Here is a 20,125-nt window from a genome sequence, read left to right as displayed (position 1 = left end):
CTCTTCATCGTTAATGATGCAGTTGCAGTGTGTCGCATCTGACGCTACTGAGTCAATATCAACGCCTATTATTTTTGCATCAATGTGAATGATGCTTTTATGTGTACCATTGACAAGAGGTAGACCATGACCTGCTTGAAAGATCCAACCGAGATCATTTTTGTAATTTAATTACAGATATTCACCGCACAAAATAAAAAGGCCTTGCTGTTGCAGGGCCGTTGAGTTTCCAACTGCAATATCACGGTTTCCAACTTAATTGTCCGTGATCAACAACGCAGTGAATTGCCACAACCTATGTGGTTGACATTTAATTAAATTTCTATATAAAAGTACAATAAGTCTCATAGCAATTACCTGAGACAACTACATAGCTTTTATTGCAATAAAACATTGCGTAAGTTATTGAAATTGAAGGTTATATTTGTGCTGAAATGTACGAGAACGAGGGTTCGAATCCCTCCCTCACCGCCAAATTGTAAAAACCGACCTCAGGGTCGGTTTTTTGCATCTGGTGACATGGCAACATCCGATGCCGATGGAGGGAGGGTGAGAAGCCTCGTCGGGTTCGAGCAGAGCAGCTTGCTGCGATGAACGGCCGCAGGTCGCCCCGAAGGGGTGAGCCACGCAGTGGTGAATCATCCCTCCCTCACCGCCAAATAAAGTAAAAGGCCCCGTCGCAAGACGGGGCCTTTTACTTCTTCCGAAGATGGGCGGCTCGGTTCGAACCCTGTCGACAGGCGGGCAGGATAGCCCGACTGGACGGCCAGAGGCCGCCCGCAGGGCGAGCGCCAGGGATGGTGCGAGTCAATCCCGAACCAGCTTACAGCTTGAAGAATCGACCCCAGGGTCGGTTTTTGCTTCAAGGAGTCTGCCAACCCCCTGGCAGGAGAAACCCGTCATCGGCGGGGCCAGAAAAAACGGCTTGCCGCGATACCTGGCCAAGTGCCGCCCAGCCAATCCCACCCCTTCCGCCTCTCTGCTCTCTGCTCTCTGCCGACAAGGGATATGCCCCGAGGGCAGCCAGCCCTCTCTCGTTGATAGCGCATTACGCCAATCAAAGAGAAAGTGACGATATAAATAACCAACACCCTCTCACAGATAGCACAGTATATTGTGATATCACTTGGATAACCGCCTCGTCCTGCCATGCCGGCACCGTCAACCTGCTCTGCAGATCAGGCGGCACAGGCCGATGCCACCGGACACTACCGGGTCTGCGCAACCTCTCGGATATTGCTCACCGATTGGATATCGTTTTGAAAAACTGATAGTTAAATGGCTACACTAGCCTCACACATCGCATAGGGATATGGACAAATGAGTCTTATTGGCTTGCTGCTGGCCCTGGCAGCCATTCTGGGTGGCAACATGATAGAAGGGGGGCACCCCAGCGCCCTGCTCGATCTGCCCGCCTTTCTCATCGTGATCGGCGGTACCGTCGGTGCCGCACTGACCCAGTTTCCTTTCTCCGTGGTTGGTAAAACCCTCAAGCGCTTCAAGTGGCTCATCACTCCCCTGCGCCTCGACATGCTGGAGCAGGCCCAACTGCTTGAAACCCTGGCGGGCAATGCACGGCGCAGTGGCATGCTGGCACTGGAGGGCATGATCGACGACATCAAGGATCCCTTCCTGCAAAAAGGGGTACAGATGATGGTCGATGGCTACGAGAAGACCAAAATCCACGAGGTACTGGAAAACGAGATCGAGTTCGAGCAGGAAGATATCGAACAGACCGTCAAATTCTACGAGGCCATGGGGGGCTACTGCCCGACCATGGGGATCGTCGGGGCCGTATTTGGCCTCATTCACGCCATGGGCCTGCTGGATGCCCCCGACAAGCTGGGGGGCGCCATCGCGGTGGCCTTTATCGCCACCATCTACGGGGTGTCGGCCGCCAACCTCATCTTCCTGCCCTTCGGCAACCGCTACAAGTCGTTTGCCCACCAGATCCGCCACTACAAGGAGATGACCCTCACCGGCATCCTCTGCATCGTGGACGGCGAGTCACAGCAACGGCTGCAAGTGACCCTTGAGCCTTACCTCGGAGGCCACAGTGGCGAAAAAGAAAAAGGCTGAGGCGCCGGAGAACCACGAACGCTGGCTGGTCTCCTACGCCGACTTCATGACACTGCTGTTCGCCCTGTTCGTGGTGCTCTACTCCTTCGCCATGGCCAAGCAGTCGGAGACTCGCGTGCTCATTCAGGGCTTTATCGAATCTCTTGGCAAGATAGGGCTGGTTTCCCTTCCCGCCGGCTCCCCCGTGATGCAGGGGGGCACAGGCATACTGGAACCCGAGTCCAAGACCACCCCCAATACCTCCCAGAAAGAGCAGGTGCTGGATACCCAGACGCCCGCAGCGGCGGCCGACCCTTTCAACGAGACCATCGGCTCCTCGGAGAAACCTACGGCCACGGAGTCCTGGCCCCACAAGACCAAGGAGCAGGATTGGGTCACGGTCACCAAGCAGAAGCTGGATCAGCAGCTCAAGAGCCAAATCGAGTCCAAGGAGATCGAGGTGGAGCAGCTTGGCAGCCAACTGGTGATCCGCATCGGCGAGAAGACCTTGTTCCCGGCCGACTCCGCCTTCTTGCAGCCCCAGTTCATTCCCCTGGTCAACAAGGTCTCGGACGTGCTGGCGGACATTCCCGGCATGGTGGTGGTCACCGGTCACACCGACAACTCCCAGGCGCCGGTGGAGCTCTATCGCAACAACTGGGAGCTGTCGGTGCTGCGGGCGGCCACCATCACCCACACCCTGCTGACCAACCCCAAACTGGATTCACGACGGCTGATCGCCCAGGGGGTGGCGGATACCCAACCCCGTTATCCGAACGATACCCCGGCTCACCGCCAGGCCAACCGCCGGGTGGAGATCGTGCTCTCCCAGGGCAAGGCGGCAGAGCAGAGCCTCCCCGTTCTCCAACCCTGAAACAGACCCCGCCATGCGGGGTCTTTTGTTTCCTGCCATCCACCGGATTTTCAAACTATCCGTTTTTTTTCTGCTACATAAAAACGATTGAAAACAATTCTCAAACGAGAAAGTTGACCCCGCTAGCAAAACACAATTTTCATCCCGTTGATTAATAATTAATCCTTTGAAATGACATGTAAATCAGTACGAAAGTGGCATACTACGTAACGTCATTGTTAAGTCACATGATTAATTTGGTTAGGGAAAAACCTATATGTTTGCTGATATTGCCGTCCAGCACTGGGCTTTTGCTGTCTATGTCATTGGCGCCATCTGTATCTGCTTGACCATGATAGGCCTGGCGGCCTTGCTGGGGGGACGCGCCTATGGCCGTGCCAAGAACAAACCCTTCGAATCCGGGGTGGATTCCGTCGGCAACGCCCGCCTGCGCTTCTCCGCCAAGTTCTACCTGGTCGCCATGTTCTTCGTCATCTTCGATGTCGAAGCCCTCTATCTCTTTGCCTGGTCCGTCTCCGTTCGGGAGAGCGGCTGGGTCGGCTTCATCGAAGCCACCATCTTCATCACCCTGCTGCTGGTAGGCCTCCTCTACCTGTGGCGCATTGGTGCCCTCGACTGGGCCCCGAAAAAGCGTGTCCTGACTGACAAGAAACCAGACTGAACTACCGATTATCTCTTTGAGGTTGCACCATGAAGTACACCCTGACCCGGATTGACCCGGATGCGCCCGTTGAGCGCTACCCCCAGGAACAGCGCCAGACCGTCGATGATCCACTGGCGCAGCAAGCGACCCGCGGCATCATGATCGGGCGCCTCGAAGAGGTGCTGCAAGACACCGTCAACTGGGGCCGCAAGAACTCCCTCTGGCCCTACAACTTCGGCATCTCCTGCTGCTACGTGGAGATGTGTACCGCCTTCACCTCTCCCCACGACGTGGCTCGCTTCGGCGCAGAGGTCATACGAGCCTCCCCCCGTCAGGCCGACTTCATGGTGATTGCCGGCACCCCCTTCATCAAGATGGCCCCTGTCATCCAGCGGCTCTATGAGCAGTTGCTCGAGCCCAAGTGGGTCATCTCCATGGGGGCCTGCGCTAACTCCGGCGGCATGTATGACATCTACTCCGTGGTACAGGGCGTCGACAAGTTCCTGCCGGTCGACGTCTACATCCCGGGCTGCCCGCCCCGCCCCGAGGCCTTCCTGCAAGCCCTGATGCTGCTGCAGGAGTCCATCGGCAAGGAACGCCGCCCCCTCTCCTGGGTGGTGGGGGATCAGGGGATCTACCGTCCCCAGGTGCAATCCGAGAAGGAACGCAAGCGCGGCGAGCGGATCAACGTGACCAACCTGCGCACGCCGGATGAGATCTGATCATGAAACTGACTCGAGAATTCCCAAGCAATTACACCATGGCCCAGTGGCAAACCGCCGATCACGCCGATGCCCAGGTGGTCGGCGAGCTGTTCGCCCACTTCGGTGCCGAGCGCTTCACCGTGCAGAGTACCCGTACCGGCGTGCCGGTCATCTGGCTCTCCCGGGATCTGCTGCTGGACGTGATGGGCTTCTTGCAAAAGCTGCCCTCCCCCTTCGTGATGCTGTTCGATCTCAGCGCCACCGACGAACGGATGCGCAGCCATCGCCACGGCCTGCCAGAGAGCGACTTTACCGTCTTCTATCACCTCATCTCCATCGACCGTAACGCCGACGTGATGCTGAAAGTGGCGCTCAAGGAGAGCGATCTCCATCTGCCCACCGTCAGCCGCCACTTCCCCAACGCCAACTGGTACGAGCGGGAAGTGTGGGATCTGATGGGGATCACCTTCGATGGCCACCCTCATCTGACCCGCATCATGATGCCCAAGAGCTGGCAAGGGCACCCCCTGCGCAAGGACTACCCGGCGCGCGCCACCGAGTTTGATCCCTTCATGCTCGATGCGGTCAAGCAGGATCAGGAGCAGGACAACCTGCTGTTCAAGCCGGAAGAGTGGGGCATGGCCCGCGGCAACGAGAACGAGGACTACATGTTCCTGAACCTCGGGCCGAACCACCCCTCCGCCCACGGCGCCTTCCGCCTAGTGCTGCAACTCGACGGGGAAGAGATCCGCGACTGCGTGCCCGACATCGGCTATCACCACCGCGGCGCCGAGAAGATGGGCGAGCGCCAGTCCTGGCACAGCTACATCCCCTACACCGACCGGGTCGAATACCTGGGCGGCGTGATGAACAACCTGCCCTATGTGCTGGCGGTCGAGAAGCTGGCCGGCATCAAGGTGCCGGCGCGGGTCGACATGATCCGGGTGATGATGGCGGAGCTGTTCCGTATCCAGAGCCACCTGCTGTTCCTTGGCACCTACATTCAGGACGTGGGGGCCATGACCCCGGTCTTCTTCACCTTCACGGACCGCCAGAAGATCTACACCATCATCGAGGCCATCACCGGGGCCCGCATGCACCCGGCCTGGTTCCGCATCGGCGGCGTGGCCCACGATCTGCCTGCCGGCTGGACCCGCCTCATCCAGGACAACCTGTTGAGCTGGCTGCCCAAGCGGTTGATGGAGTATGAAAAGGCGGCCATGCGCAACAGCATACTGCGGGGCCGCACCATAGGCGTCGCCGCCTACAACACGGCCCAGGCCCTGGCCTGGGGCACCACGGGGGGCGGTCTGCGGGCCACGGGGCTCAACTTTGACGTGCGCAAATGGCGCCCCTATTCCGGTTACGATCAGTTCGAGTTCGAGGTGCCGGTGGGTAGCAACGGGGACGCCTACGACCGCGCCACCGTGCGCATCGAGGAGATCCGCCAGAGCCTGTCCATTATCGAGCAGTGCATGAAAAACATGCCTGAGGGCCCCTTCAAGGCGGATCACCCGCTCACCACGCCACCGCCCAAAGAGCGCACCCTGCAGGACATCGAAACCCTGATCACTCACTTCCTGCAAGTCTCCTGGGGGCCTGTCATGCCGGCCGCCGAGTCCTTCCAGATGATAGAGGCGACCAAGGGGGTCAACAGCTATTACCTGACCAGCGACGGCTCCACCATGAGCTACCGGACCCGGATCCGCACCCCGAGCTTTGCTCACCTGCAGCAGATCCCCTCGGTGATCCGCGGCCAGATGGTGTCGGATCTTATCGTCTACCTAGGCAGTATCGATTTCGTTATGTCAGATGTGGATCGTTGAGTCCTCTCGCCCCGGCAGCCGGGGCGAAGGGCAAGACGCGCAGTAAAGGGACAAGCCACAAAAGGTCAAGTCATGAGCCAATGTCAGTGTCACAATAACCAGACCCCACAAGGGCAAGGGGCATGCAGCAGCCAGCAGGGAGATTTCGTCCTGAGCCAGGCTGAGCGCGATGCCATCGAACACGAGAAACACCACTACGAAGATCCCCGTGCAGCCAGCATCGAAGCGCTCAAGATAGTGCAACAGGCCCGTGGCTGGGTGCCTGACGGCGCCATTCACGCCATCGGCGCCGAGCTCGGCATCCCCGCCAGCGACGTGGAAGGGGTCGCCACCTTCTACAGCCAGATCTTCCGCCAGCCGGTGGGTCGTCACATCATCCGCGTCTGCGACAGCATGGTCTGCTACATCAACGGCCACGAGCAGCTGCTGGCCGGTCTGAAAGAGGTCGTCAATCTGGCCCCCGGCCAGACCTCCCCGGACGGTCGTTTCACCCTGCTGCCCGTCTGCTGTCTCGGCAACTGCGACAAGGGGCCGGCCATCATGATCGATGACGACACCTACGGCGGGCTCGACGCCGTCAGCCTGCTCAAGACCTTGGAGGCCTACCCATGAGCATCCAGCCAGGCAAGACACTCGCCTCCCTCGGCACCGCCAACCGCATCCCCCGCGCCGCCGAGACTCACCCGCTCACCTGGCGCCTGCGGGACGACGGCCAGCCGGTCTGGCTCGAGGAGTACCAGGCCAAGCAGGGCTACGAGGCCGCCCGCAAGGCGCTGAGCCAGATGAGCCCGGACGACATCGTCAGCACCGTCAAGGACGCCGGCCTCAAGGGGCGCGGCGGCGCCGGCTTCTCCACCGGGGTGAAGTGGGGCCTGATGCCCAAGGACGAGAGCATGAGCATCCGTTACCTGCTCTGCAACGCCGACGAGATGGAGCCGAACACCTACAAGGATCGGCTGCTGATGGAGCAGCTGCCCCACCTGCTGATCGAGGGGATGATCATCTCGGCCAAGGCCCTCAAGGCCTACCGTGGCTACATCTTCTTGCGCGGCGAGTACGTGGATGCCGCCATCCACCTGCGCCGCGCCGTGGAAGAGGCCAAGGCCGCGGGGCTCCTCGGCAAGAACATCCTGGGCTCGGGCTTTGACTTCGAGCTGTTCGTCCACACCGGCGCCGGTCGCTACATCTGCGGCGAAGAGACGGCGCTTATCAACTCCCTGGAAGGACGGCGCGCCAACCCGCGCGCCAAGCCCCCCTTCCCCGCCGTCTCCGGCGTCTGGGGCAAGCCCACCTGCGTCAACAACGTCGAGACCCTGTGCAACGTGCCCGCCATCATCGGCAACGGTGTCGAATGGTACAAGGGACTGGCGCTGCCTGGCTCCGAGGATCACGGCACCAAGCTGATGGGCTTCTCCGGCAAGGTGAACAACCCCGGCCTCTGGGAGCTGCCCTTTGGCATCACGGCCCGCGAGCTGTTCGAGCACTATGCCGGCGGCATGAAGCCCGGTTATCGCCTGAAAGCCTGGCAGCCTGGCGGCGCCGGTACCGGCTTCCTGCTGCCCGAGCACCTGGATGCCCAGATGTATGCCGGCGGCATCGGCAAGGTCGGCACCCGGATGGGAACGGGCCTCGCCATGGCGGTGGACGACAGCATCAACATGGTGAGCCTCTTGCGCAACATGGAGGAGTTCTTCGCCCGCGAATCCTGCGGCTGGTGCACCCCCTGCCGCGACGGCCTGCCCTGGAGCGTCAAGCTGCTGCGGGCGCTGGAGCGGGGCGAGGGCCAACCCGAGGATCTCGCCACCCTGGAGCAGCTGGTCAGTTTCCTCGGCCCGGGCAAGACCTTCTGCGCCCATGCCCCCGGCGCCGTCGAGCCCCTTGGCAGTGCGATGAAGTACTTCCGGTCCGAATTCGAGGCCGGGGTCAAGGCGCCCCACGACAATCACAAGCTGTTCAAGGGTATCCAGCCCAACCTGCTGGGCGAGCGCTGGTAAGCGCCAGGACGCATCGGGCAATAGCCGATTTCATAAAACAGGTTTCAGGGAAGTTGTATGGCAACCATTCATGTAGACGGTAAAGAGTACGAGGTAGACGGGGCAGACAACCTGCTGCAAGCCTGTCTGTCGCTGGGTCTGGACGTCCCCTATTTTTGCTGGCACCCGGCGCTGGGTAGCGTCGGTGCCTGCCGCCAGTGCGCGGTCAAACAGTATCAGAATGCCGACGACAAGCGCGGCCGCCTGGTCATGTCCTGCATGACCCCCTCCACCGATGGCACCTATATCTCCATCGAGGACGAAGAGGCGAAGGAGTTTCGCAAGACGGTGGTGGAGTGGCAGATGACCAACCACCCCCACGACTGCCCGGTGTGTGAAGAGGGCGGCGCCTGTCACCTGCAGGACATGACGGTGATGACCGGCCACAACAGCCGCCGCTATCGTTTCACCAAGCGCACCCACCAGAACCAGGATCTGGGCCCCTTCATCAACCACGAGATGAACCGCTGCATCGCCTGCTACCGCTGCGTGCGCTACTACAAGGATTACGCCGGCGGCGAGGATCTCGGGGTCTATGGCGCCCACGACAACGTCTACTTCGGCCGGGTCGAGGATGGCACCCTGGAGAGCGAGTTCTCCGGCAACCTGGTGGAGGTCTGCCCCACCGGCGTCTTCACTGACAAGACCCACTCCGAGCGCTACAACCGCAAGTGGGACATGCAGTTCGCCCCCAGCATCTGCCAGGGGTGCTCGGTTGGCTGCAACATCAGCCCGGGTGAGCGCTACGGCGAGCTGCGCCGCATCGAAAACCGCTTCCACGGCGCCCTCAACCACTACTTCCTGTGCGATCGCGGCCGCTTCGGCTACGGTCACGTCAACCTGGCCGACCGTCCCCGCCAGCCCCTCTTGCAAGATGGCGGCGACAAGCTGGCCATCACGGTGGACGGTGCCCTGAACCGCGCCGCGGACGCCCTGCGCACCGCCTCCGGCGTCATCGGCATCGGCTCGCCCCGCGCGTCTCTTGAGAGCAACTTCGCCCTGCGCGAGCTGGTGGGCGCCGCCAACTTCTACTCTGGTGTTGAGCAGAGCGAGTGGGCCTGCCTGCAGAAGATGCTGCAGATCCTGGAGCAGAGCGGTGTGCGCACCCCCAGCCTGCGCGACATGGAGGAGGCCGACGCCGTGCTGGTGCTCGGCGAGGACGTCACCCAGACTGCCGCCCGCATCGCCCTGGCCCTGCGCCAGGCGGTCAAGGGCAAGGGCCGCGAGATCGCCCGCAAGCTGAAGGTGGATCTCTGGCAGGTCGCTGCGGTGCAGACCCTGGCCCAGAACGAGCGCTATCCCCTGCTCATCACCAGCCTGGACGCCACCCGTCTGGACGACGTGGCGAGCGGCACCCTGCACGCCCCTCACGCGGATCAGGCGCGCCTCGGCTTTGCCATCGCGCACCTGCTTGACGGCACCGCCCCGGCGCCGACGGATCTCGCCCCCGAGCAGCAGGCCCTGGCCACCCGCTGGGCCGAACTGCTGGGCAGCGCCAGGAAGCCCCTCATCATCGCAGGCAATGGTGCCCGTTCACTGGCGCTGATCGAGGCGGCCAGCAACATCGCCCGCGCCCTCAAGGGCCGCGGCCAGGCCGTGGAGCTCGCCCTGGTGGCCCAGGAGGCCAACAGCCTGGGGCTGGCCATGCTGGCCCGGGATGCCGCCCCGCTGGAGAGCGCCCTCGAGCGTATCGAAAGGGAGGAGCAGCTCGCCCTGGTGGTGCTTGAGAACGATCTCTACCGCCGTGCGCCGCGCAGCCGGGTGGATGCCGCCCTGGATCGCCTGCAGCACCTACTGCTGGTGGACCACCAGGACACCCAGACCGCCAAGAAGGCGAGCCTGGTGCTGCCCGCCGCCAGCTTCGCCGAAGGCGACGGGACGCTTATCAACATGGAAGGCCGCGCCCAGCGCTTCTTCCAGGTCTATTCCCCCGCCTTCTACGACGCCGACATCCAGGTGCGCGAGGGCTGGCGCTGGCTGGCCGCCCTGCAGGGGACGCTGGCGCGCAAGCCCCTGCGCTGGAGCACCTTCGACGACGTGAGCGCCGAGTGCGCCGCCAGCACCCCGCAGCTCAGCACCATGCGCGAGCCTGCTCCCAACGCCGGCCTGCGCATCCGCGGCATGAAGCTCGCCCGCGAGCCGCACCGCTACAGTGGTCGCACCTCCATGCTGGCGAACCAGAACGTGAGCGAGCCCAGAGTCGCCCAGGATCCCGATTCACCGTTCGCCTTCTCCATGGAAGGCTACGCCGGTGCCCGCCAGCCCCTCTCCCAGGTACCGTTTGCCTGGGCGCCGGGCTGGAACTCCCCCTCCGCCTGGAACAAGTTCCAGGACGAGGTGGGTGGCAACCTGCGTGCCGGGGATCCCGGTCGCCGCCTGCTGGAGCCGGGCGAAGGCAACCTGGGCTGGTTTGGCGCCATCCCGGCCCCCTTCCTGCCCGCCGCATCCCTCCAGGTGGTGAGCTATGACCAGCTGTTCGGTGGCGAGGAGCTCTCCGCCAGAAGCCCGGTCATCCAGGCTCGCATGGGGGAACCCACCCTGGTACTGAACCCGGCGGATGCCGCACGCCTGGCACTGTCCCCTGACGCACTGGTGGCCTTCTCCTGGGGTGGCAACCACTGGCGCCTGCGTCTTCGCCTGAGCGATGCGCTGGCTCCGGGCCTGGCAGGGTTGCCACTCGGGGTGAACGGCCTGCCGACCGCCCTGCACCACGCCCTGATCGATAACCTGCAGGAGGTCATCGCATGAGCGACTCTCTGATGGATCTGCTGATCGAGGTCGGCAAGGCCCTGGTCGTGCTCGTGGGGATCGTGGGGGCCGGCGCCTTCATGAGCTTCATTGAGCGCCGCCTGCTGGCACTGTGGCAGGACCGTTACGGCCCCAACCGGGTTGGCCCCTTCGGCCTGCTGCAACTGGCGGCCGACATGGTCAAGATGTTCTTCAAGGAGGACTGGATCCCGCCCTTTGCGGATCGCCGGATCTTCGTGCTGGCCCCCATCATCGCCTTCACCGCCTTCATCCTGGCGTTTGCGGTGGTGCCCATCACCCCCACCTGGGGCGTGGCGGATCTCAACGTGGGGCTGCTCTATATCCTGGCGATCGCCGGGCTGGCGGTCTATGCCGTGCTGTTCGCCGGCTGGTCGAGCAACAACAAGTACTCCCTGCTCGGCAGCCTGCGCGCCTCGGCCCAGACCCTCTCCTACGAGGTGTTCCTTGGCCTCTCGCTCATGGGCATCGTCATCCAGACCGGCAGCTTCAACCTGCGTGACATCGTCGAGGCCCAGGCCGGCATGTGGAACGTGATCCCCCAGATCCTGGGCTTCATCACCTTCCTGTTTGCCGGGGTCGCCGTCACCCACCGCCACCCGTTTGACCAGCCGGAGGCCGAGCAGGAGCTCGCCGACGGCTATCACATCGAGTACGCGGGCATGAAGTGGGGTCTCTTCTTCGTGGGGGAGTACATCGGCATCGTGCTGATCTCTTCCCTCATCGTGACCCTCTTCTTCGGTGGCTGGCACGGCCCCTGGCTGCCGCCCTTCATCTGGTTCGCCCTGAAGACAGCCTGTTTCATGGTGTTCTTCATCCTGCTGCGGGCCTCCCTGCCCCGCCCGCGCTTCGACCAGGTGATGTCCTTTGGCTGGAAAGTGTGCCTGCCCCTGACCCTGCTCAACATGCTGGTCACCGCTGCCGTGGTGCTGATGAATGCGTGAGCAAAACGAGATGGACATGACGATGATTCGGCCGTCTGCGGCAAGGAAACGCTCAGACGCCAGTGCTGATAAATGTGCAGTGAGGCACCTATGAAAATTACGAGCATTATCAAGGGTGTTGGCACCCAGTTGCGCAGTCTTGGGATGGTCTTCTCCCATGCCTGGCGCCCCCGTGAAACCCTGAGCTACCCGGAGCAGCCGGTCTACGCCGCCCCCCGTTTTCGCGGTCGCATCGTACTGACCCGGGATCCCGATGGCGACGAACGCTGCGTGGCGTGCAACCTGTGTGCGGTCGCCTGCCCGGTCGGTTGCATCTCCTTGCAGAAGTCGGAGCGGGAAGATGGCCGCTGGTACCCGGAGTTCTTTCGCATCAACTTCTCCCGCTGCATCTTCTGCGGCCTGTGCGAGGAGGCCTGCCCCACCACCGCCATCCAGCTGACGCCGGATTTCGAGATGGGGGAGTATCGTCGCCAGGATCTGGTGTACGAGAAGGAAGATCTGCTGATAAGCGGCCCCGGCAAATACCCGGACTACAACTTCTACCGCATGAGCGGGATGGCCATCGACGGCAAACCCAAAGGGGATGCCGAGAACGAAGCCAAGCCCATCGATGTCAAGAGCCTGCTGCCCTAGGAGTCAATCATGGAACTGGCATTCTATGCCGCGGCCCTGGTCGCCGTTTACAGCACGCTGCGGGTGATCAGCACCAGCAACCCCATGCATGCGCTGCTCAATCTCATCATCTCCCTCATCGCCGTGGCCATGATCTTCTTCTGCCTGGGCGCCGCCTTTGCGGGGGCCCTGCAGGTGATCGTCTACGCCGGCGCCATCATGGTGCTGTTCGTGTTCGTGGTGATGATGCTGAACCTGGGGAGCGCCCAGGATCAGGAGAAGAAGTGGCTCACCCCCATGACCTGGGGTGGCCCGGCCCTGCTCTCCCTCATTTTGCTGGGCTTTCTGGCCCACGGCATTCTCGGCGTGACCGGCGGTGAACTGGGTCTGACCGAGGTCAGCGCCAAGGAGGTCGGTATCGCCCTGTTCGGCCCCTATGTGCTGGCGGTGGAGCTCGCCTCCATCCTGCTGCTGGCGGGTCTGGTCACCGCCTATCACCTGGGCCGCGAGGACAAGAGCGGGGAAGTGCTCTCCGTGCCTCGCACCACACAGGAAGGAGGTCAGCAATGAGCGACATCCCCGTGGTGAGGCATGGCTCGCTGCCGGCAGCCCGCCCCCTTTCCATCCAGCAAGCACAAGGAGCATGGCGATGAGTGGAATTCCCATGGAGCACGGCCTCCTGCTGGCGGCCATTTTGTTTGCCATCGGCCTGTGCGGCCTGCTGATACGCCGCAACCTATTGTTTATCCTCATGAGTATCGAAATCATGATGAACGCGTCCGCCCTGGCGTTCGTGGTGGCGGGTAGCCGCTGGGCCCAGGCCGACGGCCAGATCATGTACATACTGGTGATTTCTCTGGCGGCAGCGGAGGCCAGTATCGGCCTCGCCCTGTTACTGCTGCTCTATCGTCGTTACCACACCCTGAACGTGGACACTGTGAGCGAGATGCGCGGATGAGCCTCCTATTTCTGACTTTCCTGTTCCCGCTGCTGGGATGGCTGCTGCTGGCCTTCTCCCTCGGCCGCCTCGGCGAGCGCACCTCGGCGCTCATCGGTGTCGGCAGCATCGGTCTCTCGGCCCTCACTACCCTGTGGGTCGGCATCGATTTTCTCAATACCATGCCGGAAGGCGGCGTCTATACCCAGACCCTGTGGCAGTGGATGACGGTGGGCGAGTTCCAGCCCGCCTTCCGTCTCTCCCTGGACGGGCTGTCACTGACCATGCTGGGGGTCGTGACCGGGGTGGGCTTCTTCATCCACCTGTTCGCCTCCTGGTACATGCGTGGGGAAGAGGGGTATTCACGCTTCTTCACCTACACCAACCTCTTCATCGCCAGCATGCTGTTCCTGGTGCTGGCCGATGACCTGCTGTTCGTCTATCTGGGCTGGGAAGGAGTGGGGCTGTGCAGCTACCTGCTGATCGGCTTCTACTACAAGGATCGCAACAACGGCGCCGCCGCCCTCAAGGCGTTCGTGGTGACCCGGGTCGGCGACGTCTTCCTCGCCATCGGGCTCTTCGTGCTCTATCGCGAGCTCGGCACCCTCAACATTCACGAGCTGCTGGTGCGCGCCCCCGCGATGTTCGCAGAAGGCTCCCCTGCCCTGTCGTTCGCCTGCCTGATGCTGCTCGGCGGCGCGGTCGGCAAATCCGCCCAGCTGCCGCTGCAGACCTGGCTGGCGGACGCCATGGCGGGCCCGACCCCGGTCTCGGCGCTGATCCACGCGGCCACCATGGTGACCGCTGGTGTCTATCTCATCGCCCGCACCCACGGCCTCTTCCTGCTGGCACCGGAGATCCTCCATCTGGTGGCCCTGGTCGGTGCCATTACCTTGGTACTGGCGGGCTTCGCCGCCCTGGTACAGACCGACATCAAGCGGATCCTGGCCTACTCCACCATGAGCCAGATTGGCTACATGTTCCTGGCCCTGGGGGTCGGTGCCTGGGAAGGGGCCATCTTCCACCTGATGACCCACGCCTTCTTCAAGGCGCTCTTGTTCCTCTCTGCCGGGGCCGTGATCAATGCGACCCACCACGAACAGAACATCTTCAAGATGGGGGGGCTGCGCAAATCGCTGCCACTGGTCTATGCCTGCTTCCTGGTGGGGGGCTCGGCCCTGGCCGCGCTGCCGCTGGTGACCGCCGGTTTCTACAGTAAGGACGCCATCCTCTGGCAGGTGCAGGCCAGTGGCCAGAGCGCCCTGCTGTGGGCCGGTCTGGGGGGGGCTTTCCTGACCTCCCTCTACACCTTCCGCCTCATCTTCATCGCCTTCCACGGCAAGGCGCAGACCGAGGCGCACAAAGGTCACGGCCTTGCCCACCATCTGCCACTGCTGGTGCTGCTGGTGCTCTCCACCGGCGTCGGCGCCCTCATCGTGCCGCCGCTCGCCGGAGTACTGCCGGCAGGCCCCGGGGATCACATCGAAGAGGGACGCCATGGCCTCGAGATCCTCTCCGGCGTCATCGCCGTGGCAGGCATTGCGCTGGCCGCCTTCCTCTTCCTCGGCGAACGTCGCCTGGCGAAGGGGATCGCCGAGAGTGCACCGGGGCGGGCTCTGTCCACCCTCTGGTTCAATGCCTGGGGCTTTGACTGGCTTTATGACCTGATTTGGGTCAAACCCTACCTGCTGGCGACTCGCCTGCTCGGCAAGGATCCGCTGGACAGGATGATGAACCTGCCCGCCGTGCTGGCCCAGGGGGGGCATCAGCTGCTGGCCTGGACCGTCTCCGGCAAGTTGCGCTGGTACGCAGCCTCCATGGGGATGGGCGCCGCCCTGATCCTGGCCCTGCTGCTGCTCGGCTGATCCATGAGCCCAATATTGTGTGGCAGGCTCAGCGCCTGCCCGACTAGAACCTAGATGAGAGCTGATATCGTGACCTTACTCTGGATCTTGCTAATTCCCTTCATCGGCGGCTTGCTCTGCTGGCAGATGGAGCGGCTCGGCGGACAGTTTGTCCGCTGGGTGGCCCTCGCCTCCATGAGCGCCTGTCTGGTGCTCTCCAGCGCCATCTGGCTCGGTGGTGACTTCACCCTCGCCAACCCCGGCCTCCCCGTCTGGGCAGCCGAGTGGCAACAACCCTGGATCCCCCGCTTCGGCATCTCCCTGCACCTCGCCGTGGACGGGCTGTCGCTCCTGATGGTGATCCTCACCAGCTTCATCGGCGTGCTGGCCATCCTCTGTTCCTGGAAGGAGATCGTCCAGCGCATCGGTTTCTTCCACCTCAACCTGCTGTGGATCCTGGGGGGCGTGCTCGGCGTCTTCATGGCGGTGGATCTGTTCCTCTTCTTCTTCTTCTGGGAGATGATGCTGGTGCCGATGTACTTCCTGATCGCGCTCTGGGGCCACTCGGTCACCGATGGCAAGTCGCGCATCAACGCCGCCACCAAGTTCTTCATCTACACCCAGGCGAGCGGCCTCATCATGCTGGTGGCCATCCTGGGCCTGGTACTGACCCACCACGCCGCCACCGGTGTCTTCACCTTCAACTATCAGGAACTGCTCAACACCCCCATGAGCAGCACGGTACAGTGGCTGCTGATGCTGGGCTTCTTCATCGCCTTCGCGGTCAAGATGCCCCTGGTGCCACTCCATGGCTGGCTCCCTGATGCCCACAGCCAGGCGCCCACCGCAGGCTCCGTGGACTTGGCGGGCATCTTGCTGAAAACCGCGGCCTACGGCCTGCTGCGCTTCACTCTGCCGCTTTTCCCCGAGGCGTCCGCCGAGTTTGCCCCCTACGCCATGGTGCTCGGCCTCATCGGCATCGTCTATGGCGCCCTGCTGGCCTTTGCCCAGACCGACATCAAGCGGCTGGTGGCCTACACCAGCATCTCCCACATGGGCTTCGTGATGATCGCCATTTACTCCGGCAGCGAGCTCGCCCTGCAAGGCGCCGTGGTGCAGATGATCGCCCACGGGCTCTCGGCCGCCGGCCTCTTCATCCTGTGCGGCCAGCTCTACGAGCGCCTGCACACCCGGGATCTGCGCCAGATGGGCGGTCTCTGGGGACGGCTGCGCTACCTGCCCGGCGTGATGCTGTTCTTCTCCGTCGCATCCCTCGGGATGCCGGGGACCGGCAACTTCGTCGGCGAGTTCCTGATCCTCATCGGCAGCTTCCAGGTGGCCCCCGTCATCACCGTCATCGCCACCTTCGGGCTGGTGCTGGCCTCGGTCTACTCCCTCATCATGCTGCAACGGGCCTGCTTCGGGACGCCCCGGGAGGAGAGCATGCTCAAGGGGCTGGATACCCGGGAACTGACCATGATGCTGACCATCGCCGGCCTCTTGGTGCTGCTCGGTCTCTATCCCCAGCCGGTGCTCGACACCGCCAGCAGCAGCCTCCTGAGCGTGCTGCACTGGTACGCGCTGCCGGGCACGGGGGCGCTGCAATGATGCTTTCTCTTTCGCCTTCCTTGTCCATGTCGGGAGCACTGTCATGACGTTTACTGTTTCTCAACTGCTGGCCCTGCTGCCCCTGTTGCTGACCACGGGGGCCATGGTGGCCCTGATGCTGGCCATCGCCTGGAAGCGCTGTGACGACACCGCCTTCGTGGTCACCATCATCGGCCTCAACCTCGCGCTCTTCTCCCTGCCCATCGTGATGGCCCAGGGGGATCAGGGGGTCACTCCCCTGCTGCAAGTAGACGCTTACGCGGTCTTCTACATGGGGCTGGTGCTCATCGGGGCCCTGGCCACCTGTACCTTCGGTCGCACCTGGCTCAAGGGCTATCCGGACAACCGGGAAGAGTTCTACCTGCTGCTGCTCATCGCCACCGCAGGTGGTCTGGTGCTGGCGGCCTCCCGTCACCTCGCCTCGCTCTTCATCGGGATCGAGATGCTGACCCTGCCCATGTTCGGTCTGGTGGGGTATGCCTATCGCGAGCGGCACTCGCTGGAAGCCAGCATCAAGTACATGGTGCTCTCCGCCAGTGCCACCGCCTTCCTGCTGTTCGGCATGGCACTGCTCTACGCCCAGGCCGGAAGCCTGAGCTTCAGCGATCTCGGTGTGACACTGGCCCAGAGCCCGGCTCACCATCCGCTGCTGATGGGGGGCTTTGGCCTGATGCTGGTCGGCTTTGCGTTCAAGCTGTCCCTCGCCCCCTTCCACCTCTGGACCCCGGACGTCTATGAAGGGGCGCCGGCACCGGTGGCCACCTTCCTCGCCACCGTGAGCAAGATAGCCGTGTTCTGCGTGCTGCTGCGCTTCTACCTGGCGGTACCCGCCACCTCGGATCCCATGATCCACTGGCTGCTGGCGGCCATGGCAGTCATCTCCATCGTGGTCGGCAACCTCCTGGCGCTGATCCAGACCAACATCAAGCGGATGATGGGTTACTCCTCCATCTCCCACTTCGGCTATCTGCTGGCAGTGGTGGTGGCAAGCCGCCTCGGCGAGATGCCGGTGGAAGCGGCCGGCGTCTATCTGCTGATGTACCTGTTCACCAGCCTGGGGGCCTTCGGCGTCATCAGCATGATGTCCAGCCCCTATCGCGGCAAGGATGCGGACTCCCTGCACAGTTATCGCGGTCTGTTCTGGAAGCGCCCCTATCTGACGGCGGTGATGACGGTGATGATGCTCTCCCTCGCGGGTATCCCCATGACGCTGGGGTTCATCGGCAAGTTCTACCTCATCGGCGTCACCGTCGATGCCAAGCTGTGGTGGCTCAGTGGCGCCATCGTGCTCGGCAGTGCCCTGGGGCTCTACTACTACCTGCGGGTCATGGTCACCCTCTACCTGCGTGAACCCGGCATGCAACTACGCGATGCCAGGGCCGACTGGGCCTTCTCCTCCGGGGGCCTGGTGGTGCTGCTCTCCGCCATTCTGGTGGTCTTGCTCGGCATCTACCCCCAGCCTGTCATCAGCCTGGTGCAGGGCTTCCAGCACGTGGTGCTGCGTTAAGCCCCTGGCACACAACAAAAACCGGCCCCTGAGGCCGGTTTTTTTATCTCCCGGGGTGCCGCTCCTTGTGGCATTCCGGTTCAGGATACCAACCCCCTCCCCTCTCTACGCTGCTCTAACCGCTGCGTATCTGCAACCGGCCATCGACTCACAGGATTGAAGAACGCCTCAGAACGCCTCACTCGCCCTATGAAAAGACCGGCCACTGGGGCCTAAGCTGGTCAATCAAGGGGACTCACGTGGCGCAGGTGCTAAATAGGTTGCACCCTCCCCTTGTTCACTCCATGGGCATGAAGTGGCAATACAGGGTGACAACCCCTGTTTTGTGGAGCAGGAAGTGAATCGCCCCGGCTTCTCTAGACACTTTCGAGCCGCTCGAAATATTGCTTTTCACACTCTACTGGCGATAGCCCATGGTTGAAACTGTGCCGGCGCTTGGGGTTGTAAAACATTTCAATGTAATCGAACACATCCTGCCGGGCTTCCTCGCGATCCGCATAGGTTTTACGTCGGATCCGCTCGCGTTTTAGGAGCTGGAAGAAACTCTCCGCCACCGCGTTATCATGACAATTGCCACGTCTGCTCATGCTGGCCTTAAGCCGATGATCCCGCAAAAAATCCTGCCAGTCATAGCTGCTAAACTGGCTCCCTTGGTCGGAATGAACCAGCACTTCCTGCTCCGGTCGCCGTCGCCACACCGCCATCAGTAACGCGCTGATAGCCAGCTCTCGGTCGATACGTGGCCCCATTGACCAACCAATGACTTGTCGTGAGAACAAATCCAATACCGCGGCCAGATAGAGCCAACCTTCATGGGTTCGGATATAAGTGATGTCTGTTACCCAGACCTTATTTGGCTCAGTCACATCGAACTGGCGTTCAAGATGGTTCGGTGCAACCACCGTTGGCCGGCCACCATAATGACCGGGACGGCGGCGATAACCGGTTTGTGAACGTAAACCTTCATGACGCATTAATCGCGCCACCCGGTGTTTCCCACAGGTCTCGCCCATCTCTCGCAGGTCATCCCGGATCTTGCGATAACCATAGATGCCCCCGCTTTCTAGCCAACATTGCTTGATCTGGCCAAGAAGGCGTTGGTCTTCCAGGGCTCGGGCAGATAAAGGCTGGTGCTGCCAGGCGTAATAACCGCTCGGGTGGACATTCATCATCCGACACAGTCTGCGGATGGGATGTGCGGACGCGTGCTCCCGGATGAAGGCGTACCTTACCCTGACAGCTTGGCAAAGTACGCGGCGGCCTTTTTTAAGATATCTCGCTCATCGGTGACGCGACGCAGTTCAGCCTTGAGGCGCCGAATTTCGGCTTGCTGGCTGGAGTCATCCTGTTGCTGCGCTTCGGGTTGGCTGTAGCGTTTGATCCAGACATAAAGACTGTGGCTGGAAATACCAAGTCGTTCAGCGACCTCTGCTACTGGGTAATTGCGCTCAGTCACCTGCTTGACGGCTGCCAGTTTGAATTCTTCTGTGTAACGTTGCTGCTTGCTCATAACACCTCCTGATTGACCTCAGTTTGAGGCTCTTGAGGTGTCTAGGAAAGTAGGGGCGATTCATTGTTCATCCCTATAAATGCACAAAACCTTAAGTGGCGATTCCATTTAAAGCTCCTTCCAAGGTCCTGTTATGTATCGATTTTCCCTGTGTAATTCGGAAGGGATACTTTACCAAGTAATTGGAGTCCCTTATTCCTGTCAGTGCTCTATGGGCCACAGTTCTTCGACGCTTTCAGCATCGACAACTCACTCGCCC

16 protein-coding genes, 1 other RNA gene and 1 pseudogene are annotated in these 20,125 nt (G+C 61.9%); 16 read left to right on the top strand and 2 right to left on the bottom strand.

Features of this window, described 5'->3' with window-relative positions:
* Positions 1-529 precede the first annotated feature (529 nt).
* The 16 genes from C3418_RS03500 (at position 530) to nuoN (ending at position 18,356) form a co-directional block, all read left to right on the top strand.
* A non-coding RNA gene (locus tag C3418_RS03500) (RtT sRNA) lies at positions 530-658 on the top strand.
* A gap of 662 nt (positions 659-1,320) precedes the next feature.
* On the top strand, positions 1,321-2,079 hold the full coding sequence (locus tag C3418_RS03495; protein WP_039038709.1) for a flagellar motor protein: 759 nt from the start codon (positions 1,321-1,323) through the stop codon (positions 2,077-2,079).
* Complete coding sequence (locus C3418_RS03490; protein WP_010675026.1) at positions 2,057-2,932, top strand: flagellar motor protein MotB; 876 nt, start codon at positions 2,057-2,059, stop codon at positions 2,930-2,932. Before C3418_RS03495 ends, C3418_RS03490 begins: the two co-directional genes overlap by 23 nt.
* 256 nt (positions 2,933-3,188) lie before the next feature.
* Positions 3,189-3,593 (top strand): NADH-quinone oxidoreductase subunit A, encoded by a 405-nt coding sequence (locus tag C3418_RS03485; protein ID WP_039038710.1) that lies wholly within the window; start codon positions 3,189-3,191, stop codon positions 3,591-3,593.
* Between the two features lie 29 nt (positions 3,594-3,622).
* The gene (locus C3418_RS03480) at positions 3,623-4,297 is read left to right on the top strand and encodes an NADH-quinone oxidoreductase subunit B family protein (protein ID WP_103857956.1); all 675 of its coding nucleotides are present in this window, start codon (positions 3,623-3,625) and stop codon (positions 4,295-4,297) included.
* 2 nt (positions 4,298-4,299) lie between these two features.
* Positions 4,300-6,105, top strand: coding sequence for an NADH-quinone oxidoreductase subunit C/D (gene nuoC / locus C3418_RS03475; RefSeq protein WP_041211563.1), 1,806 nt, complete (start codon positions 4,300-4,302; stop codon positions 6,103-6,105).
* Positions 6,106-6,177: 72 nt separating this feature from the next.
* Positions 6,178-6,717, top strand: a complete 540-nt coding sequence (gene nuoE / locus C3418_RS03470; RefSeq protein ID WP_010675030.1) for an NADH-quinone oxidoreductase subunit NuoE — start codon at positions 6,178-6,180, stop codon at positions 6,715-6,717.
* A complete protein-coding gene (nuoF, locus tag C3418_RS03465; RefSeq protein WP_103857955.1) occupies positions 6,714-8,099 on the top strand; it encodes an NADH-quinone oxidoreductase subunit NuoF in 1,386 nt (461 codons plus the stop codon). The genes nuoE and nuoF overlap by 4 nt, the downstream gene beginning before the upstream one ends.
* Positions 8,100-8,156: 57 nt before the next feature.
* Positions 8,157-10,886: an NADH-quinone oxidoreductase subunit NuoG gene (nuoG, locus tag C3418_RS03460; protein WP_103857954.1), complete on the top strand. Its 2,730-nt coding sequence runs from the start codon at positions 8,157-8,159 to the stop codon at positions 10,884-10,886.
* Entirely contained in the window at positions 10,883-11,848 is a 966-nt protein-coding gene (gene nuoH, locus C3418_RS03455; RefSeq protein ID WP_103857953.1) for an NADH-quinone oxidoreductase subunit NuoH, read from the top strand. The genes nuoG and nuoH overlap by 4 nt, the downstream gene beginning before the upstream one ends.
* Before the next feature lie 90 nt (positions 11,849-11,938).
* Complete coding sequence (gene nuoI, locus C3418_RS03450) at positions 11,939-12,481, top strand: NADH-quinone oxidoreductase subunit NuoI (RefSeq protein ID WP_010675034.1); 543 nt, start codon at positions 11,939-11,941, stop codon at positions 12,479-12,481.
* Between the two features lie 9 nt (positions 12,482-12,490).
* Entirely contained in the window at positions 12,491-13,030 is a 540-nt protein-coding gene (nuoJ, locus tag C3418_RS03445) for an NADH-quinone oxidoreductase subunit J (protein WP_010675035.1), read from the top strand.
* Between the two features lie 79 nt (positions 13,031-13,109).
* Positions 13,110-13,418: an NADH-quinone oxidoreductase subunit NuoK gene (gene nuoK / locus C3418_RS03440; protein WP_010675036.1), complete on the top strand. Its 309-nt coding sequence runs from the start codon at positions 13,110-13,112 to the stop codon at positions 13,416-13,418.
* Positions 13,415-15,262, top strand: a complete 1,848-nt coding sequence (gene nuoL / locus C3418_RS03435; protein WP_103857952.1) for an NADH-quinone oxidoreductase subunit L — start codon at positions 13,415-13,417, stop codon at positions 15,260-15,262. Before nuoK ends, nuoL begins: the two co-directional genes overlap by 4 nt.
* Before the next feature lie 69 nt (positions 15,263-15,331).
* Positions 15,332-16,849 (top strand): NADH-quinone oxidoreductase subunit M, encoded by a 1,518-nt coding sequence (gene nuoM / locus C3418_RS03430; protein WP_010675038.1) that lies wholly within the window; start codon positions 15,332-15,334, stop codon positions 16,847-16,849.
* Between the two features lie 43 nt (positions 16,850-16,892).
* The gene (nuoN, locus tag C3418_RS03425; RefSeq protein ID WP_039038715.1) at positions 16,893-18,356 is read left to right on the top strand and encodes an NADH-quinone oxidoreductase subunit NuoN; all 1,464 of its coding nucleotides are present in this window, start codon (positions 16,893-16,895) and stop codon (positions 18,354-18,356) included.
* A 356-nt stretch (positions 18,357-18,712) separates the two neighbouring features.
* Here nuoN and C3418_RS03420 read toward each other — a convergent pair.
* Together C3418_RS03420 and C3418_RS25050 are read right to left on the bottom strand one after the other, a co-directional pair.
* Positions 18,713-19,866 (bottom strand): IS3 family transposase gene (locus tag C3418_RS03420; protein WP_103857951.1). Its coding sequence is split into 2 segments (ribosomal slippage): positions 18,713-19,629 and positions 19,629-19,866, totalling 1,155 coding nucleotides; the frame shifts between segments, so codons are not numbered across the junction.
* A 91-nt stretch (positions 19,867-19,957) separates the two neighbouring features.
* A pseudogene (locus C3418_RS25050) lies at positions 19,958-20,114 on the bottom strand (IS4 family transposase); the annotation flags it as partial.
* Between the last annotated feature and the right edge of the window lie 11 nt (positions 20,115-20,125).

It is taken from the genome of Aeromonas sp. ASNIH8, assembly GCF_002919855.1.
GTDB lineage: Bacteria > Pseudomonadota > Gammaproteobacteria > Enterobacterales > Aeromonadaceae > Aeromonas > Aeromonas caviae.
The sequence above is the reverse complement of the archived record's forward strand: the minus strand, read 5'-3'. Positions and strand labels throughout refer to the sequence as shown.

Excerpts from the sequence above, each read along its gene's own strand:
- nuoH (WP_103857953.1), top strand. The coding sequence starts at position 10,883 with ATGAGCGACTCTCTGATGGATCTGCTGATCGAGGTCGGCAAGGCCCTG.
- C3418_RS03495 (WP_039038709.1), top strand. The coding sequence starts at position 1,321 with ATGAGTCTTATTGGCTTGCTGCTGGCCCTGGCAGCCATTCTGGGTGGC.
- C3418_RS03480 (WP_103857956.1), top strand. The coding sequence starts at position 3,623 with ATGAAGTACACCCTGACCCGGATTGACCCGGATGCGCCCGTTGAGCGC.
- nuoE (WP_010675030.1), top strand. The coding sequence starts at position 6,178 with ATGAGCCAATGTCAGTGTCACAATAACCAGACCCCACAAGGGCAAGGG.
- C3418_RS03485 (WP_039038710.1), top strand. The coding sequence starts at position 3,189 with ATGTTTGCTGATATTGCCGTCCAGCACTGGGCTTTTGCTGTCTATGTC.
- nuoJ (WP_010675035.1), top strand. The coding sequence starts at position 12,491 with ATGGAACTGGCATTCTATGCCGCGGCCCTGGTCGCCGTTTACAGCACG.
- nuoC (WP_041211563.1), top strand. The coding sequence starts at position 4,300 with ATGAAACTGACTCGAGAATTCCCAAGCAATTACACCATGGCCCAGTGG.
- nuoK (WP_010675036.1), top strand. The coding sequence starts at position 13,110 with ATGAGTGGAATTCCCATGGAGCACGGCCTCCTGCTGGCGGCCATTTTG.
- nuoG (WP_103857954.1), top strand. The coding sequence starts at position 8,157 with ATGGCAACCATTCATGTAGACGGTAAAGAGTACGAGGTAGACGGGGCA.
- nuoI (WP_010675034.1), top strand. The coding sequence starts at position 11,939 with ATGAAAATTACGAGCATTATCAAGGGTGTTGGCACCCAGTTGCGCAGT.
- nuoN (WP_039038715.1), top strand. The coding sequence starts at position 16,893 with ATGACGTTTACTGTTTCTCAACTGCTGGCCCTGCTGCCCCTGTTGCTG.
- nuoL (WP_103857952.1), top strand. The coding sequence starts at position 13,415 with ATGAGCCTCCTATTTCTGACTTTCCTGTTCCCGCTGCTGGGATGGCTG.
- nuoF (WP_103857955.1), top strand. The coding sequence starts at position 6,714 with ATGAGCATCCAGCCAGGCAAGACACTCGCCTCCCTCGGCACCGCCAAC.